At 45.4% G+C, this 16,749-nt stretch carries 19 protein-coding genes; 7 read left to right on the top strand and 12 right to left on the bottom strand.

What is annotated here, in order from left to right; all coding sequences use genetic code 11:
* Positions 1-23 precede the first annotated feature (23 nt).
* The 4 genes from H5T88_00755 (at position 24) to H5T88_00740 (ending at position 3,055) form a co-directional block, all read left to right on the top strand.
* The gene (locus H5T88_00755; protein MBC7328867.1) at positions 24-341 is read left to right on the top strand and encodes a hypothetical protein; all 318 of its coding nucleotides are present in this window, start codon (positions 24-26) and stop codon (positions 339-341) included.
* A 79-nt stretch (positions 342-420) separates the two neighbouring features.
* Positions 421-1,155 carry an ABC transporter ATP-binding protein gene (locus tag H5T88_00750; protein MBC7328866.1) on the top strand — a complete coding sequence of 245 codons (735 nt, stop codon included), beginning with the start codon at positions 421-423 and terminating at the stop codon, positions 1,153-1,155.
* A complete protein-coding gene (locus H5T88_00745; GenBank protein ID MBC7328865.1) occupies positions 1,131-2,378 on the top strand; it encodes a SufD family Fe-S cluster assembly protein in 1,248 nt (415 codons plus the stop codon). Before H5T88_00750 ends, H5T88_00745 begins: the two co-directional genes overlap by 25 nt.
* Before the next feature lie 17 nt (positions 2,379-2,395).
* A complete protein-coding gene (locus tag H5T88_00740; protein ID MBC7328864.1) occupies positions 2,396-3,055 on the top strand; it encodes a hypothetical protein in 660 nt (219 codons plus the stop codon).
* 6 nt (positions 3,056-3,061) lie between these two features.
* On the opposite strand, the gene H5T88_00735 is transcribed toward H5T88_00740, so the two are convergent.
* Positions 3,062-3,904 carry a peptidylprolyl isomerase gene (locus H5T88_00735; protein ID MBC7328863.1) on the bottom strand — a complete coding sequence of 281 codons (843 nt, stop codon included), beginning with the start codon at positions 3,902-3,904 and terminating at the stop codon, positions 3,062-3,064.
* Positions 3,905-3,951: 47 nt separating this feature from the next.
* Between H5T88_00735 and H5T88_00730 the strand changes: the two genes are divergently transcribed.
* Entirely contained in the window at positions 3,952-4,974 is a 1,023-nt protein-coding gene (locus H5T88_00730; GenBank protein ID MBC7328862.1) for a GHMP kinase, read from the top strand.
* A 122-nt stretch (positions 4,975-5,096) separates the two neighbouring features.
* Positions 5,097-7,250: a polysaccharide biosynthesis tyrosine autokinase gene (locus H5T88_00725; protein MBC7328861.1), complete on the top strand. Its 2,154-nt coding sequence runs from the start codon at positions 5,097-5,099 to the stop codon at positions 7,248-7,250.
* 1,071 nt (positions 7,251-8,321) lie between these two features.
* Here the strand turns inward: H5T88_00725 and H5T88_00720 are convergent.
* From H5T88_00720 to H5T88_00670, 11 genes are all read right to left on the bottom strand, one after another.
* Positions 8,322-8,747: a DUF1320 family protein gene (locus H5T88_00720; protein ID MBC7328860.1), complete on the bottom strand. Its 426-nt coding sequence runs from the start codon at positions 8,745-8,747 to the stop codon at positions 8,322-8,324.
* 56 nt (positions 8,748-8,803) lie between these two features.
* Positions 8,804-8,968: a hypothetical protein gene (locus tag H5T88_00715; protein ID MBC7328859.1), complete on the bottom strand. Its 165-nt coding sequence runs from the start codon at positions 8,966-8,968 to the stop codon at positions 8,804-8,806.
* Complete coding sequence (locus H5T88_00710; protein MBC7328858.1) at positions 8,949-9,089, bottom strand: hypothetical protein; 141 nt, start codon at positions 9,087-9,089, stop codon at positions 8,949-8,951. The genes H5T88_00715 and H5T88_00710 overlap by 20 nt, the downstream gene beginning before the upstream one ends.
* A gap of 33 nt (positions 9,090-9,122) precedes the next feature.
* Positions 9,123-9,314, bottom strand: coding sequence for a hypothetical protein (locus H5T88_00705; GenBank protein ID MBC7328857.1), 192 nt, complete (start codon positions 9,312-9,314; stop codon positions 9,123-9,125).
* 99 nt (positions 9,315-9,413) lie between these two features.
* Complete coding sequence (locus H5T88_00700) at positions 9,414-10,403, bottom strand: major capsid protein (protein MBC7328856.1); 990 nt, start codon at positions 10,401-10,403, stop codon at positions 9,414-9,416.
* A gap of 18 nt (positions 10,404-10,421) precedes the next feature.
* Positions 10,422-10,730, bottom strand: coding sequence for a head decoration protein (locus H5T88_00695; protein ID MBC7328855.1), 309 nt, complete (start codon positions 10,728-10,730; stop codon positions 10,422-10,424).
* Positions 10,731-10,744: 14 nt separating this feature from the next.
* A complete protein-coding gene (locus tag H5T88_00690) occupies positions 10,745-12,184 on the bottom strand; it encodes a hypothetical protein (GenBank protein ID MBC7328854.1) in 1,440 nt (479 codons plus the stop codon).
* Between the two features lie 164 nt (positions 12,185-12,348).
* A complete protein-coding gene (rimI, locus tag H5T88_00685; protein MBC7328853.1) occupies positions 12,349-12,876 on the bottom strand; it encodes a ribosomal protein S18-alanine N-acetyltransferase in 528 nt (175 codons plus the stop codon).
* Entirely contained in the window at positions 12,869-13,528 is a 660-nt protein-coding gene (gene tsaB / locus H5T88_00680) for a tRNA (adenosine(37)-N6)-threonylcarbamoyltransferase complex dimerization subunit type 1 TsaB (GenBank protein MBC7328852.1), read from the bottom strand. The genes rimI and tsaB overlap by 8 nt, the downstream gene beginning before the upstream one ends.
* Positions 13,509-14,009, bottom strand: coding sequence for a tRNA (adenosine(37)-N6)-threonylcarbamoyltransferase complex ATPase subunit type 1 TsaE (gene tsaE, locus H5T88_00675; GenBank protein MBC7328851.1), 501 nt, complete (start codon positions 14,007-14,009; stop codon positions 13,509-13,511). The genes tsaB and tsaE overlap by 20 nt, the downstream gene beginning before the upstream one ends.
* Positions 13,964-15,298: a replication-associated recombination protein A gene (locus tag H5T88_00670; GenBank protein ID MBC7328850.1), complete on the bottom strand. Its 1,335-nt coding sequence runs from the start codon at positions 15,296-15,298 to the stop codon at positions 13,964-13,966. The genes tsaE and H5T88_00670 overlap by 46 nt, the downstream gene beginning before the upstream one ends.
* 201 nt (positions 15,299-15,499) lie before the next feature.
* On the opposite strand from H5T88_00670, the gene pilM reads away from it, so the two are divergent.
* Positions 15,500-16,738, top strand: a complete 1,239-nt coding sequence (gene pilM, locus H5T88_00665; protein ID MBC7328849.1) for a type IV pilus assembly protein PilM — start codon at positions 15,500-15,502, stop codon at positions 16,736-16,738.
* Positions 16,739-16,749 lie beyond the last annotated feature (11 nt).

Raw genomic sequence — 16,749 nt, 5'->3', positions numbered from 1 at the left:
TAATCAATAAAATTTCATTTAAAATGAATGACATCGGGATAAAACATCGTTCCTTTCCGCTACTGCCCCTCATATTGGAGACATCTGCCCATCTCGGTGCCTATAAAGTGGAGATAATACCAGGAGCTAAAAATGTAAGGGTAATAGCATATTCCGAAAGAGGAAGCCGGGAGTTTATGCGTCTATCTAAAACCAATTATTCCCTTCTTCTTTTGGAAGTAGAGGATTACCTTGATAGGAAAGTAAAGGAAGTGAGGATAGGTGAAGCCGTCTTCCACTTCTCCCTTTCTTTGTACCCCTCCGAATTGGGAGATTTGGTGGTGATTAATTTTCATAAATAAATATTTGGCGGAAAGGCAAAATCTCCGTATAATATTATTGAGAATTTTAATCATATAAATTGGAAGGTGATACTCAAAAATGCTCCTCGTAGAGGACTTAGTGGTAGAAGTAGAGAACAAACTGATTTTGAACGGCGTTAATTTGAACATCAAGGAAGGGGAAACCCATATCTTGATGGGTCCTAACGGTTCAGGGAAAACGACCTTGCTGAGGGCAATTATGGGATTGGGTAGATACAACCTCTTGAGGGGTAAGATTTATTGGTATGGGGAGGATATAACGGAATTGCCTCCAAATGAAAGGGCTAAATTGGGCTTGGGCATTGCTTTTCAAAGAGCTCCCGTTATCAGAGGGGTTACCCTCAGGCAGATAGGGAAACATATCTCAAACGGGGAGAACAACCTTGAGGATGTAGCAAGACAGCTTAAATGCGAGGAGCTCCTGGATAGAGATTTGAATTATGGCTTCTCAGGTGGAGAGATGAAAAAAGTGGAACTTCTCCAACTACTCCTTCAATCCCCCAAATTAGCCCTCATTGATGAGCCTGAGTCGGGTGTAGACTTGGATAACATCGCTATTATCGGGGAAGCCATAAATCTCCTCTTAGGAAAGAAAAAGATGATAGAAAAGAAAAAATCGGGTTTAATCATAACCCACACAGGTCATATTCTTGATTATGTTAATGCGGATTATGGACATGTTATGATAGAAGGCAAGATTGTCTGCGAGGGCAATCCTCGTGACCTTTTCAATCAAATAAAAGAACACGGATATGAGGGGTGTTTAGAATGCGCGAGATGCAGAGGATTATGAAGGAACTAAACGAGAAAGCGGAAAGAGCAAAAAATAAACCCGCTCCTTTCGGTCCCGACATAGATTTAAGCTCTTTCTTTCTCCCTCCCCAAAGGGAGGAAGTTGATTCCCTTGAGAAATTGGACAGTGAATTTAGGGATAGGGCGCTGGAAGTGGGAGTAGATGCGAGGGAAGAAGGAAGAGCGGGGACCTATTTTCAGGCAGACCGTGCTCCAATTTATAAGAAAGTTCAGGATTTTTACAAAGGTCAAATTGAGATAATGAGCACGGAGGAAGCGCTGAGGAAGTATGATTGGCTGATTGATTATTGGTGGAAAGCGGTTCCAGTTGATGCGGATAAATACACAGCTACCGCCCAGCTTTTGCAAACCAATGGCTATTTCATTAGGGCTTTTAAGGGGCAAAAGGTAAAGACACCAGTCCAAGCTTGCCTATTTATAGCCGAGGACAAAGCGATGCAAAATGTTCATAATGTCGTGATTGTTGAGGAAGGAGCGGAGCTAAACATCCTCACAGGCTGCACGATAAGCCCGAGAGTTAAAGAAGGCATCCACATAGGAATCTCGGAATTTTATGTCAAACGCAATGCCACTCTGGTATTCACGATGATACACAACTGGGGTGAGGAATTCCATGTTCGCCCCCGAACCGTTACAATTCTGGAGGAAGGCGCGACATTTGTCAGCAATTACATACTTCTGCGTCCCGTTAAATCCCTTCAGGCGTATCCAACTGCGATTCTCCAAGGGGAAGGAGCGAGGGCAACGCTTAATTCCATCGTCTACGGTTCGGGTAAATCCATCATTGATATGGGTAGCAGGATAATCTTCTCCGCACCTAAGACAATGGGTGAATCAATTGCCAGGAGCATAGGCGCAGATGAGTCAAGGCTATATATGAGAGGGCAGTTGGTAGGGAAAGCAAACGAGACAAAGGGACACCTTGATTGTCGGGGAATTTTACTATCTTCCAAGGCTGTCATAGAAGCTATACCAGAGCTAATTGCTGACGAAGCCCCATTAAGCGACCTCTCCCATGAAGCAGCAATTGGCCCGATAGCCGAGGAGGCGGTTGAGTATCTCATGACGAGAGGTCTGAGCAAGGAAGAAGCAATCTCCATTATAACAAGGGGATTCCTCACCCTTCAGATGCCCGGGCTCCCCAAACTACTGGAGAGGGAAATAGATAAGGCCTTGCGATTGACCTCCGCTGAGGCTCTCTGATATTTGGAGGTGAAAAAATGATGACTGAGGAACGCAAAAGCAAAAACGGAAAAGGAAAAATATTTTTTGTAATCTCGCTGGTCTTAATTCTCGGATTGATTGCCTATGTTTTTCTAATAAGGGGGACGAAGATTGAGGGCACGATTCAGGACTCCATTACCGGATCGCCTGTAAGCGGTGCCATTATCACCTCTGACTCCAGTTCAACTACTTCTGATGAAAAGGGGAAGTTCAAGTTAAAGGTTTCAAAACTCGGAGTTGAAATCACAATTAATGCAACAGGCTATGAACCCATTTCTATAACAGCCGATAAAACCCTCTCCATTGCCTTGACTCCCCTACCGGAAAAGACAGCGGAATATTGGTTCAATTTCTGGAAGTTGGAGGATTATGAAAAGATGTATGACCTTCTTAGCAATGATTCTCGCAAGCTCATAACAAAGGAAGCTTTTCAACAGGAGTTTTCCCGCTATAGGCTGGATATTTCGGATGTGAAAGCAAAGAAAACGAGCGAGGAAGCCCACTCGGTAAATGTGAATGTTGAAGTGGGAATAAACACCCCCTTCGGCAAACAAACGCTTCGCTTTCCTCTCCAACTTGTGAAAGAAGAGGGGCGTTGGAGTGTAGTCTGGTATGGGGCTGGACAATTACCACCGGGGAATATTCCCTCCCAGTGAATCAGCTCATTCCGTTAGCGATTTGTTTATCTCTATTTTCGCCTTTTGGCGCAGTTCATCAATAAATTGAAATCTCCTCAAACCTATCTTTGCTGATAATATCGTCTGCTGAAGCTCCGCTCGTATCTCGGGTGTTAGTTTCCCTTCCCTTTCCTCTTCCACCATAAAGAAGTAAAAGCCATATCTCGTCCATATCGGTTCAGAGACCTTGCCGATTTTGAGCTTGAAGACAACATCCTCAAAATAAGGCGGGAGCATGCCCTTCCTTACCCATCCTAAATCCCCGCCCTTTTCTCTACTTTCTTGGTCCTGGGAATATCGCTTCGCCAGCTCGCTGAAGCTGAAGGAACCTTCGTTAAATTTTTGTTGAAGAGCAATCGCGTCCTCCTCGCTCTTTGTTAGGATGAACCTCACTCTTCGCTCCTTTGAAATCTTCTTGAACTCCTCCTTAATTTCGTCTTCGCTAACCGTGATATTCTCCCTCTTCGCTATAATCTTCTCTACGAGGATACCTAAGCGAAATGTATCCCTAATTCTGGCAAGGGTAGTGCCATTATTAATGAGGTCTTGCTGGAAATCTACACCAGGAGGGACATTGAGGCGGCGGAAAATCTCTACTCTCATCTTCACCTCATCATCCGTAGCACCTACCCCTTCTTTCTGAGCTTCACGCTCCACCAATATGTCATCTATCATCCCCATTAAGACCGCTTCCCCCGCCCATTTTTTCAGCCTTTCTAGAAATTCCTCCTTCGTAATCTTGACACCATCAACAGTTGCGACAACCTCTTGTCCACAACAGATGATCGCTATAAGCAAAATCATTCCGACAAGGCAAAGCTTCCTCAATTCAATTCACCTCTCTTATTTAAAAGTATAAAATTAATTAGGAAAAAATGAAGCTAATATGCAGAGCACCTGTTAGAGTTGACTTCGCCGGCGGTTTTACAGATGTTGAACCTTATTGCACTGAAAGAGGAGGAGCGGTTGTTAATGCAACTATAGGGCTTTATTCCTATGTTTCCCTTAATATCAGAGATGGAGAAAATTTGCGAATCGTTTCCCTGGATTACGGTCTTAGTGAGGAAGCGAAATCAATTCGGGAGATGGAATATGGAGGAAACCTTGATTTACTGAAAGCTGGGCTGAAAAAAATGGGGATAAATTGGGGAGGTGAAGTAAAAGCCTGGTGTGATGCTCCTCCGGGTTCCGGATTGGGTGCTTCGGCGGCAACAGCGGTTTGCCTCCTCTATGCGATAGATAGATTGAGGAGCGGGAAAATGAGGAGAGAGAGGATAGCGGAACTAGCCCATCTCATAGAAAAGGAAGAGCTCGGTATTTGGGGAGGAAGGCAGGACCAATATGCTTCAGCTTTGGGAGGTTTCCTTTTCATGGAGTTCAAAGAAAAGGTTGAATGGGAAAGGGTGAAGGTAAGCGATGAATTTGTGAAGGATTTGGAGAGAAGGCTTGTTCTTTGTTTTTCAGGACGTTCTCGTCTATCCGGGAGAATAATATACGAAGTCATGGGTAGATATGCGGAAGTTTTGAAATTATTGGATGAAATGAAGGAAATAGCTTACGCTATGAAAGAGGCAATTATAAAGGGCGATATTGAAACTGTGGGCAAGCTGATGAGCGAGAATTGGGAGAGACAAAAAAGGCTAGCTGCGGGGATAAGCGACCCAGAAATTGATAGGATTTTTCAGATAGCTAAGGAGGAAGGAGCAATCGGAGGGAAAGCGATGGGCGCGGGAGGTGGAGGTTGTATTTTGTTTTTAGCAGAGGACGGTAAAGTGAGAAAATTAAAAGATAAGTTAAAACAAGGAGGCATAAAAGTTCTTCCCTTAAAATTTGTGAGCAAAGGAGTAGAAATTTTCAAAAAGGGAAATCAGGTCTTTTGGCAAAACTCAATATCTTGAGAAGGTGTATACCGAGGCACTCCCTGAATTTTAAAAAAACTGGAAAATCATAAAAATATTTGCAAAACTCGCATTTTTTTCTAATATTAATAATAAAGTTTTTTAAATAAGGAGGTCCGAAGTTGGAAGAAAGAGAAGAAGCATTGGAATTAAGAGACTATATTGAGATAGCTTTTAGACGCCTTCCTGTTATGCTCTTGGTTTTTGGTATCGTAATGTTTTTGGTAGTCGGTTATACGATTACCAGGCAGAAAGTTTATCAAGCTATAGCTAAGGTAAGAGTGAAAACACAACAACCGGGGAGTTCTTCCCTCATATCCCCCCTCCAAACGATTTTCGCTTACCCCTCTGCTTCTCTTGATACTTATCTGCAATTAGCCACCAGCCGTCCTTACCTTGAGGAAGCTGTTAAATATATCAGAGACAATAGCAGGGGAGAAGTGGATATCACTGTTGACGAGATGGAAAACCTCACTCGCACTGGAAATATAAAGTTAGAGGTTCCGAAGGGAAGCGAGATAATCCTTATAAAAGCAAACAGCACTTCTCCTGAAAAAGCTATGTGGATTGTTAATGGGATTGCTCATGCTTTGGTGTATAAGAATCAAGAAGAAGGAAGAAAGGAAGCCGTTGCTACTCGCAAATTTATTGAGGAGCAGCTATATGGTGATACAAAGGAAGGGAAAAAGGGGTTATATCAAAGGCTATTAGAGGCTGAGAAGAAGTTGAGAGAATTCAAAGAAAAAGAAGGAATCTTCTCCCTTGAGGAGGATACGAAGAAAAAGGTGGAAAGATTGGCAAACCTCCAAAGTGATTTAGAGCAAACGGAAGCCTCTATAAACACTTATAAGGCGAGCGTTGATTACCTCAAGGAACAATTGAAAAAAGAAGGAGAAACACGATTGGCAAGCTGGACATTGGGTGAAAGCCCAACCCTCATCGCCCTACGCCAACAGCTCGTGGAGTTAGAAGTGAAGCTTTTAGGACTTCAGCAAAAATATGCAGATAACCACCCAGAGGTCATAGCAACCAAGAAACAGATAGAAGAAATAAATGGAAGAATAGAGAGAGAAGCCCAAAAAACAACTCTTCAGGAGAATGTCCAACCCAATCCTCTAAGGGACAACTTGCTTATGGCACAAGTTGATTTGCTTAAAGCGGAAGCTAAAAGGGAAGCCCTGAGAAGATTGGTATCGGAATTGGAGAGCGAGCTCTCCCGTCTTCCTGAGAAAGAAATGCAATTTGTCAATCTTCAAAGGGATGTCCAAGTTGCTGAAACCCTCTATACAACTCTCCAGCAGAGGCTACAGGAAGCTAGAATAGCAGAGGCAACAACGTTTGGCAATGTAACTGCCGAGGAAATGGCAACTTTACCAAAATATCCGATATACCCCAAAAAAGGGTTAAATTATGCACTTGGGTTTATCCTCGCCTTATCGCTTGCTGTGTTGAGTGGAGCTCTCGCGGAGTATTTTGACGATGCAATTAAGTCTCCAGCCGATTTGGAAAGAAGATGCAGGCTAACACCTCTCGCCATTATACCGCGCTTTGAAAACAATGCTACTCGCCTCGTTATCCTTGAAAGCCATCGCTCCCACGCATCGGAAGCTTTCCGCACTCTTCGTTCAAGCCTCAAATTTGCCGGCTTGGGAAAACCGTTAAAGGCAATCCTTATTACCTCCCCTGAGCCTTCAGAAGGTAAAAGCACGGTATCCGCAAATTTAGCAGTAGCCTTCGCCCAAGCTGGACAAAAGACCTTGATCTTAGATGCCGACCTACGCCGACCAAGGGTTCACGAAATCTTCGGCTTGGATAGAGAAGTTGGTTTGACCAACCTTCTCGTGGGAGAAGCCGACACGGAGGAAGCCGTAAAGCCAACTGAAATAGATAACCTATATGCAATAACCTGCGGTCCCATTCCTCCCAATCCCGCTGAGCTCCTGGAATCAGAGCGAATGAGGGAGGTATTAGAGGAATTGAAACAAAAATTTGATATCGTAATCATTGATTCTCCCTTGGTTATGGGAATGGCTGATGCCGTGATTCTCTCATCCATTTGCGATGGAGCGCTTATCGTCGCCCGGTATAATTCCACAAGTAGGAGCGCCCTCAATCAAGCAAGAAAGATGCTGGAAAATGTCAAGGCAAATATATTGGGCGCTGTCCTCAACGAAATGGATGTCAGAAGAGCTAGATACGGCGGATATTACTATTATTACTACTATTATTACTACGAAGAGGGAGGAGAAAAAAGAAAAAGGAGAGCAAGACACTAAAGCAAATCCTCTCCATAATCGTTTTTCCCTCGTTTGGAAAGAGGTTTCTTTCTGGTATTCTCCTCCCGTTTTTCTCTTTTAAAGATAAAGAATCGTGCTTACATTTTTAGTATTTTTGATCTAGTATTTTGACTATATAGGACTTGCAAAATAACCAAAGGGTCTAACATAAAGCTTCTGTGAATGAGTCAAGAGAAGCAGAAGGAGAGATTAGAAAAGCTTACGAGAAAGGAAGTTGGTAAAGGGATAAGCTGTTGCTAATCCATTGGAGAGATAGGGTTATTGATATTAATATAGCTGGGCACGAAGGTTCTGTTCCATCGTTCCCGATTTATAAGTTTGGGTGGGATATGAAGTTGAAGAGGATAAACCTTTTGAAGAAGCAACTATAGTATCCCTCTCTTTATTTGAGTTGTAAACAGTGGTTATTTTTAGTAGTAGTGGATGTGGCATTATAGGAAGTCTTTGTCGATTTCTGCTATTTATGGTTTTGGTGGATGTCTTAGCGTAGCTTTGTTTAGAGGGCTTTTGTGGTTTTTCTTGTTGATGGCTAGGAATTTATTGTTGAGGACATTGCAAGAAAGCAACCAAATAAATTACGCTTATGGTTATCTAAGGAAACATCGGTAAAATTGCATTTTTGTTTGCATTTGGGTGATTGAATATGAGCCAAATAAATTTTTCAGAGGCATCTTCTTTTGGTTTCTCTTTGATATTTGGTTTGATTTGGCTGTTTTGGTTGTTTTATATGTTTTGGTGTATGTACAAATTGGGGCGTACAGCATGGTCTGCTGGACCTGAGGCTTTTGGTAGTTTTTGGGGCTGTGCTATTTACTTTGGGCTTTTATGGTTATTCTTGTTGATACTTGCTCTTTCGTTCCTGTGGGCAGGGATAAAAAGGGTCAAAGTGAATCATCCTTATTCCCAAATGAATTATCCTCATTTCCCCGATGAGAATATTTTGAAGGTATATAACGCATTCGCCTCGACACAACACTGCGTATACAGTGGTTATTATTACTCCTATGAAGATGGAGATAAAAGCGAAGGAAGGTAAGGCATTAGTTCAAATCAACCACTCTCTGGTTTACTTCTAACCTTAATAAGGGGGTCGACGAGGTCGTGGAGTTGGGATGGCTCCTCCCCGCCCTCAAGGGCGTGCCTCACCAAGCCCTTGATCACTCGCTTCCCCTCCACTATATCGTCAAGCATAGTTTCAACTTCCTCTCCCAATTCCCTAACCCATGCCTCCTCTGTTTCCGTCAACGCCACTCTGCGTGCCCTCATCAAAAGGTAAGCGGCGTATTGAGCAATAAGGGATTTCAAGCCAGCAGGAGGTGTCTCATCATCAGCCGGGAGGGTAAAATAGGGGGCGAGACGGTCTTTAATCCTCGCTTCAGCGTTCTCTATCGCGCCCTGTATCTGGTCAAGCGTGAAGCCGTAGCTATCCCAGTCGTGAATGAAAGGCTTGATATCGGCTTCGGTTATCCATGCCATTTATTGATCACCTCGTGGGCGGGCATTGTATCCATATAACTTATCCCATTTGCTCATTATTTGCCCTTCCTTTTGGTTTTCTCCTCTTTCTCTTCCACGAGTTCCACTAAATCCAAGGCGATAAGCTCCTTCGCCAAGTCATCATCAAGTTCGGCAATTTCCCCTGCGAGATAGTTCCTTAGCCCTATCGTCAATGTGGTTTTAACTTTCACTTTTTTCATTCTTATCGCCCTCCTTGACGAGCTCCGCCACCTTTAAGTCAACAAGGTAGCGGGCAACTAATTCGGGAACATCCACGATATCCCCTCGCTTCATGGGGTTTCGCCCCAGAAGATAATCCATCTTAAATTTTATTTTCAATGAAAGCCACCTCCATCAATGGGATGCTTTTTTCCCTGTGGAGTCCTGAACATAGTCGGATGGATAATCGGTCATTATCACGGGCTCCGCTATGCCCAGCTCCTCAAGGAAATATGCCAAAGGCTCAGGGACGAGATAAATATCCCCTGCCTTCGCTTTCTTTCCTTTTCCCAAAGCATAATCCTCAAGAAAGCGAACCGCTTTCATTCATACCTCCTTTCCCTCTGGGGAGGGGGCAAGAAAGGAGGAGGGAAAGAACCCCCTCCCCAGAGTCTCAGCAAGGGAAGGCGGTCGAGCCCTTATTTATCACGCAACGTCGGCGATCACAAGCCAGTTAGGATGGTAGATGACAGGCAATCCATACTCGCCAACTATCACCCATATTCCAGCAGGGTCGTCCGTCTGGGAGGTGTAAACGAACCTGCCGGGCTTGTGATTGTTGTAAAGGCTCGGTGCCTGCCGGAACCCGCCGAAGCGGTCGCCAGCCTCCCCTAATGCCAGAAGGATAAATTTGTCATTGGGAAGGAATTTCGCCGTCGTTGAGCCGTCCAAATCGGTGTAAACGGCGTCGTAAACATAGAGTTTCTGAAGCCCGAGGATGGTGGCGAATATGGAGGGATCGGTGGGGTTGATGATGTTGCCCTGTAGAAGCTGCCTTATCGCCGCGTTCTGTATCATATAGCCGAAGACCGTGGAGTTGCAGAGCCCAACGATGTTCGTGCCCCCGTTCTCAGCGATTATCTGCTTCCAAGCAAGGACATTGCCGATGACATCAGCTGTGGATGTTGAGCTCCACAGTGGTGATGCCGTCGGCTTATTGGAGTTGGGGACGCCGTAGTCAACCGAGAAGGAATAGCCCCCCGTTTCGGTATAAGTGATCGCCCCCGTGGAGAGAGCGGTCATTATGAGCCATTCCTTCTCTATGTCAACCTGGCGATTGAGCTTTAAAACTGCCTCAGCTACCTGCTTCTCGGCGGCGGCGGCGTAAGTTCCCGGGTAGCGCAGATACTCCAAGATACTTTCCACGAGGAGCATCTTGGCTTTTATAAAGGCGGAGGGAGCGGTCTTGACCTCTTGGGGAACGAATGGGACTATCCTTGCTTCCCCATCACGAGGGACAAGCCCTGCCCTTTGCCTTCCCCTATCCAAGACCTCCCAAGTGAAAGTATCCGTGAAATCCGGCTCATCAGGTAGGAGCTCCGAGCCAATGAACGTTGGCGCGGGGGCGGATTCTATGACCTTCTGGAGAACCTGCGGTCTCAGTTGGGGATAATCAGCTATGGTAGGAATAGGCATTTACTTGTTCACCTCCTTTCAAATGAATATTATCTGCCCTTTGAGGTCTGCCTTAGCGTTGGCATCAAGCCCCGTGAGCGCGGACTCCTTCACCACTCCGTGAACGATCATCCAAGTGCCGACATCGGAGTTGGTGGCGTCCACATCCTCTGCGAGAATGCCCACAGCGGTCTCTCGTCCGTCCGTTGCAGTGTCGTCATAAGGTCCGTATTTCCCAGACGCGGTTATCTTGCCCAGCACCGTCCCAGCGGTAAGTTTATATCCGCTGGCGATGGTGATGGGTATTCTGGCATCAAGCCCGTGCCCGCTTGCCAAAAAGGTTGCCATTGAAACATCACCTCCTATTTATTTTTTTCCTTAACTACAGCTGGCTTTTGGGGAAAGATGTATTTGATCATTCTTTCAGCCAGCTCTTCATTGACCTTCTCCTCCGCCTCTTCAGGAGATAGCGTCTTGGACTTCTCCTCAAAGAGGTCAAGGGAAGGTCTCGCCTCAATGAGCTTTAACGCCTTCTCCAATTCCTCATCAGCGAGGGGGAGAAGGTATTCAGCCCAAGCGTCCTTTTCCGCTGGCAGGAGTTTGCCCTTTTCAATAGCGCCGTTGATGATAGCCCAAATCCGTCTTTCCTTTTCCTCAGCGAGTTTCTTCTGGAGTTCCTCTTCCAGTTGGGCTATCCTCTCCTTGAGCTGGGCGTTCTCCTCCTCCAGCATTTTGACTCTTTCCTCAAATTCTTTCACTTTCTCATCGCCTCCTTTATCTTGGTTTTCCACTGGGGTATTCCCCATAATCTCGGCGAACTCGGGGGCTTCTCTTCCGAATTCCTCATAATGGCGACGCAGGTGGTTATATACCGCTTCCTTATCCTCAGCGGGCAAATCAACGCCTCCCCTTGCCCCTTGGAGCGCCGCCATAGCGGCGACAACGCCCCGCCAGACAACGGAAAAACGCCCATTGACTATATCGTGATGGGGGAGCTTATAAGCCGTGAAGTTTTCCCTGTCGTTTTCGTCAAACCAAGCGAAGCCCTCACGATACTTTGCCCAGTCAATCGTCTCCTTAGCTCCCGAGCCATCAGAGGACGCCCATTTCCTTAGCCTTATCTCGGCGGCGTCGGCGTCCCATTCCGCCTGCTCAACGAGGGCGTAATCCATTGAGTGGCGAACTGCTCCGAACTTCTCAACTTCCATCTCTTCCGCCTCTTCGGCGAGACTTCTGAAACGCTCGGAAAGCCATCCAAAAGCCGAACTTATCGTGTCCCTCAATGCCATCACTATCACCTCCTTTCCATTGGAAATTTTCTCGAAAAAACGAGCCACCTCCAGTCCTTTCACTTTTTTGACTTGGGGGTGGGCTACTATAGCGATCGCTCTTAGTGCCTTCCCGTAAGATGTTTTAGTATCCTCATCAACGAAATCCATATAAATCTCGCAGGAGACCTTTTTCCATGTGCCCCGCCTTATTTTCTCCACAGCCTCAGGCTCAGTGATGATGGCGTCGGCATAAAGTTTTCCCTCCTTTTCATACACATTAGTGACATAGCCAACAACAGCCCTGACATCGTCTGTATGGTTAACTTTAATGGGAACCTCAAGCCCCACTTTCTCTTTGAGGAGCGGGAAATTCTCAGCGATTTGGCGGATATCTTCGGGGGTAAAGGACACTTTTCTATAAACACCAGCTTTAAAAATCTCAATCCCATATAATGCGTTTTTATTTGGGGATGTTTCCGAAAAACAAAGGGCTATGGGTGGAGAAAAGAAAATACCGGGATTTTGCACCATTTTAGCCTCCTCAAATAAAATTTCAATAAAAAGAGAGGCTCGCTATGTGGGTATGACTACCTTGATTTGGGAAGAAGCTGAAAGGCAGTATAAAACAGGATTCTGAAGGATTTTAATCTGTGAAGGTTATTAAACCCTACCTCTTGTTCAATTTGCCACGGTTTTTAAGGACCTGACTCCTTCATTTCCGCCAATTTCTTCGCGAAGTTTTCCAGCATCAATCCTACATCCTTACTTTGTAAATTATCCAGACGCATAACAAATGCATCTTCGTTATTATCGCTGTAATAACCCTTCCTCGTATAGGCTATCTTGAAATTATACTTGTGATAAAGATTCTGAGCGATGAGATTGCTAACCCTTACTTCCAATATGGCATATTCAGCGCCCCTTCTCCTTGCTTCTTGAAGGAGATGAAGGAGGAGCCTTTCCCCGATCTTTCTGCCTCGCCAATCCGGGTCTACAGCTATAGTAGTTATATGCGCCTCCTCATCAACAACCCACATGCCAGCGAAGCCGACGACCTTTTCATTTATCGTTGCCACTACATAATAAGCCCTCCTATTGAATAACTCGCTGAAAAAGGCTCCGAATGGCCATGTATTCGTGAAGGAGCGCCGTTCTATCTCGGTCACCTGCCTTATATGACCGAAACGCATTCTCTCAATATTCACTTCAACTGCTTTAACCATATAATCTCCTTTCCGCTTGCGATGGTCTGAGATAATTTGGTTCCAATGTTAGTGGATTATCAGATTCACCTTTAATCAAGAATTCCCTTCCCAACTGGGCGATTATTCCTCCGCGAGGCGGGAAGAGAAGCTCTACTGGAATAATATTATGAGGAAAGGAATCAACTTGCAGAGAGGGATGATAGGCAAAATAAACAGGTTCTCTGATTTCCTCCAAAATTGAAAGCAAATTTGACAGCGAACAAATCATATCAGAAAAAAGAGGGGATTTATCCCGATACACACCAGCGTAAACCTCCCCTCCATAAGCGGGAACAGCAACCGCTTTTATCCTGTCATTTGGCAAAGGATAGGATAGTGCAAGGAGAGAGGAAACTCCCTTAACCGGCTTACCTGTAAAATAGGAAAGAGTTTTGCAAAGCGTTAGGGCAATTCTCAACCCCGTAAAGGAACCCGGACCAATCCCAACTGCGAAACCATCTATTTTCTTCAAGTCTAATCCCTGTAAATCAAGGAAAGTTCTTAAGGATGGGAAGAGATTGAAGGCTGTGTTAATCTCTCCCCACAAGTTCATTTCGCCCTTTATTCCGTCCTCATCAGCCAGCCCTAAACTTATATAGGAGAAAGAGGTGTCAACTCCTATAACCAACAATCTTCATCAACTCCCTCAAAAGTTCAATGTATCTTTCGCCTTTTGGAAGAAAGTTTATGAGGCGTCCTTTATTATGATACTCAATCTTTATCCAAAGATGAGAAGGCGGTATAACTTTCTTTGCCTTATCCGCCCACTCTATAGCGCACACTCCATTACCATAAATATATTCCTCCAACCCAAGCTCTTGTATATCCTCTTCTTCAAGGCGGTAGAGGTCGATATGAAACAGGGGAATTTTCCCTCTATGGGGAGCAACAATTATGAAAGAGGGACTGAAAATCCCGTCCTCCACTTCCAAACCCTCTGCTATACCCCCGATGAGACAGGTCTTACCGCTTCCCAATTCACCCTCAAGGCAAAAAACATCCCCAATTTTTGCGTTAGCCCCCAAAATTTTTCCTATAAGATGGGTGAATTGGGGCGATTCGCTTATTATTTGGAAGTTCTTTCCCTCGCCAAGCGTATCAGCTTTCTCCATTTCTCCAGCCTTTCCTTTATCTTCTTTTCCTCCCCTTCCTCTGTTGGTTCATAAAACACCTTTCCCAAAAGCTCTTTGGGAAGGTAATCCTGCACAACGAAATGTCCCTCATAAGAATGAGGATATTTGTAGTCCTTGCCATAACCCATCTTTTTCGCTCCCCAATAGGAAGGATTTCGCAGATGAAGGGGAACTGGTGGATTTCTCCCCTCCGCCACTTCGTTCATAGCTCTGCTGATTGCCAGATACGCGGAATTGCTTTTAGGCGCAGTTGCCAAATAAATGGTTGCCTGGGCAAGGGGTATCTGTGCCTCAGGCATCCCTATGAGTTCCACCGCCTGGGCAGCGGCAGTAGCTACGAGAAGGGCGAGGGGGTCAGCATTCCCTATATCCTCGGCAGCCGCTATCACTAACCTGCGAGCAATGAAACGAGGGTCCTCCCCAGCATATAGCATCCGTGCAAGCCAGTAAACCGCCGCATCCGGGTCAGAACCCCTTATGCTCTTTATATATGCCGATATCACCTGATAATGTTCGTCTCCCTCTCTGTCATACAGTAGCGCCCTCTTTTGAGAAGCTTCCTCAGCTTCCCTTATTCCGATATGCCTTATCCCCTTCTCGTCGGGAGGGGTTATGAGCGCCGCAAGCTCAAGAGAGTTCAAGAGATTCCTCGCGTCACCTTCTGCAAAGCGAATTAAATGTTCCTCTGCCGCCTCATCTATCACCAAATTATAATTTTTCAATCCCCTCTCATCCTCCAAAGCCCGCTTCAATATCTTCCTCAAATCCTCATCAGAAAGAGGATTGAATGTTAGCACCTTCATCCTGGAAAGCAGGGGAGAATTGATCGTGAAATAGGGATTCTCCGTAGTTGAACCTATCAAGATAAGGCTCCCTTCCTCCACATATGGAAGGAAAGCATCCTGCTGAGCCTTGTTGAACCTATGGATTTCATCAACAAATAAAATCGTCTTTTGTCCCATCGCTTTCCTTTTTCTTGCCATCTCTCCAGCTTTCCTGATATCCGCAACCGTGGAGGAGGTCGCGCTAAATTGCTCAAAATGGGCTTTTGTGAGTTTAGCTATTATCAAGGCAAGGGTGGATTTACCGCAGCCCGGTGGACCATAAAAAATCATTGAACCTATTTTGTCTTCCTCTATCGCCTTCCTAAGAAGCCTGCCCTCCCCCAATAGATGCTCCTGTCCCACGAATTCCTCCAGATTTCTCGGACGCATTCTCGCAGCAAGAGGTTCCTCTATGTCAGGCTTCGCCTCCCGGAAGAGGCTCATTTCCTTATCACCTCTTTAACTTGCCTGATTTCTTTCCTTAGGATAAAATACATCAAATATATATTAATCCTCAATTTTGTTGTTGACAAGATAACCGAAATGTAGGAAACTATTTACGGACTTTGTTCGTCTATATATAATGAATAGAGATTTGACAGCTTGTTTTTTATGTGATATAGTGAAAATAAGGAGGGATAAAATATGCCCAAACCTGGGGGCCCAGCAAGCGGCATCATGCTTGGGCTTGACCTCGGCTCAAAATTTATAAAGGTAGCGGAGGTAAACGCTAAAGGCAGCGAGTTGGAACTTCTCTCCGCTGGCATCCTCCCTACCCCAAGTGACCTATTCTCAGGAGACACAATAGCTGACCCCCAAGGGGCAGCCGAGATTATAAAGGCTTTGCTTCAGCAGGTAGGTGTTCACACAAATAAGGTTGTAATCTCGGCTAAGGGACAAACCTCCGTGGTGGTAAGGATAATAGAGGTGCCCAAAATGAGGGAGGAAGAACTCGCAGATGCTATGAGGTGGGAAATAGAAAGGCATGTTCCCTTCGCTGCCACCGGAGCTGTAACTATGGACTACGCCCCTCTCCAACCAATGGACACTATCCCCGATGAAGGAACAGGCGAAGTATTAATGGCGGTCGCGGAAGAGGGATTGATAAAGACTTTGGTTGATACGGTAGAGCTCGCCGGTTTGGAACCTGTTGCGATTGATATAGAACCCCTCGCTTTGGGTAGATGTTATGTTAGTAAAGACCAAGAACTGAGAGATAAAACGATCGCGATATTACAAATGGGAGCGAGGTCGTCGGAGCTCACGGTTATCAGACAGGATAACCCCCTACTCACTCGCACTTTGACAATCGGAGGAAACAATATAACATCTGCTATCGGTAATGCTCTAGGAGTTTCCGATGAGGAAGCGGAGAAAATAAAGAAAAGATATGCCTCCATCCTCGTTGAAAAGCTCGACGTATCCACCTTCGCTCCAACAACACCTACTACCCCTCCAGCGGAGGAAGAAGAACCACCTTTCTTCCCCTTCGGCTCCGCTTACGAACTTCCCCCTGAAGAAGAAACGCCTCCCCCTCAAAGTGTGGAAAGGGAACAACCAGCAGAGGAGAAGGAACTAACCGAGTCGGTTTTTGAGGCTATATTACCGACCTTAGGCGATATGGTAAACGAGCTTAGACGCTCCTTTGAGTATATAAGGAGCAAAGCGGGCGAGATGGAGATAGATAAGATGATAGTGAGCGGTGGAGGAGCACTCATAAAAAACATTGACAAGTTCTTCCAACAAGAGTTAGCCATCCCAGTGGAAATTGGCGATTCTTTGAAGGGGATGAAGGTAAACCCTCGCCTCTCTCCTTTATATCTAAACGAAATCTCTCCCCTTCTCGCCGTTGCCATTGGGCTCGCGATAAGGGATTTCGTGTAAGGGAGGAGATG

This window comes from bacterium (assembly GCA_014360495.1).
GTDB lineage: Bacteria > Armatimonadota > JACIXR01 > JACIXR01 > JACIXR01 > JACIXR01.
This window is presented reverse-complemented; position numbering and strand designations above follow the sequence as displayed.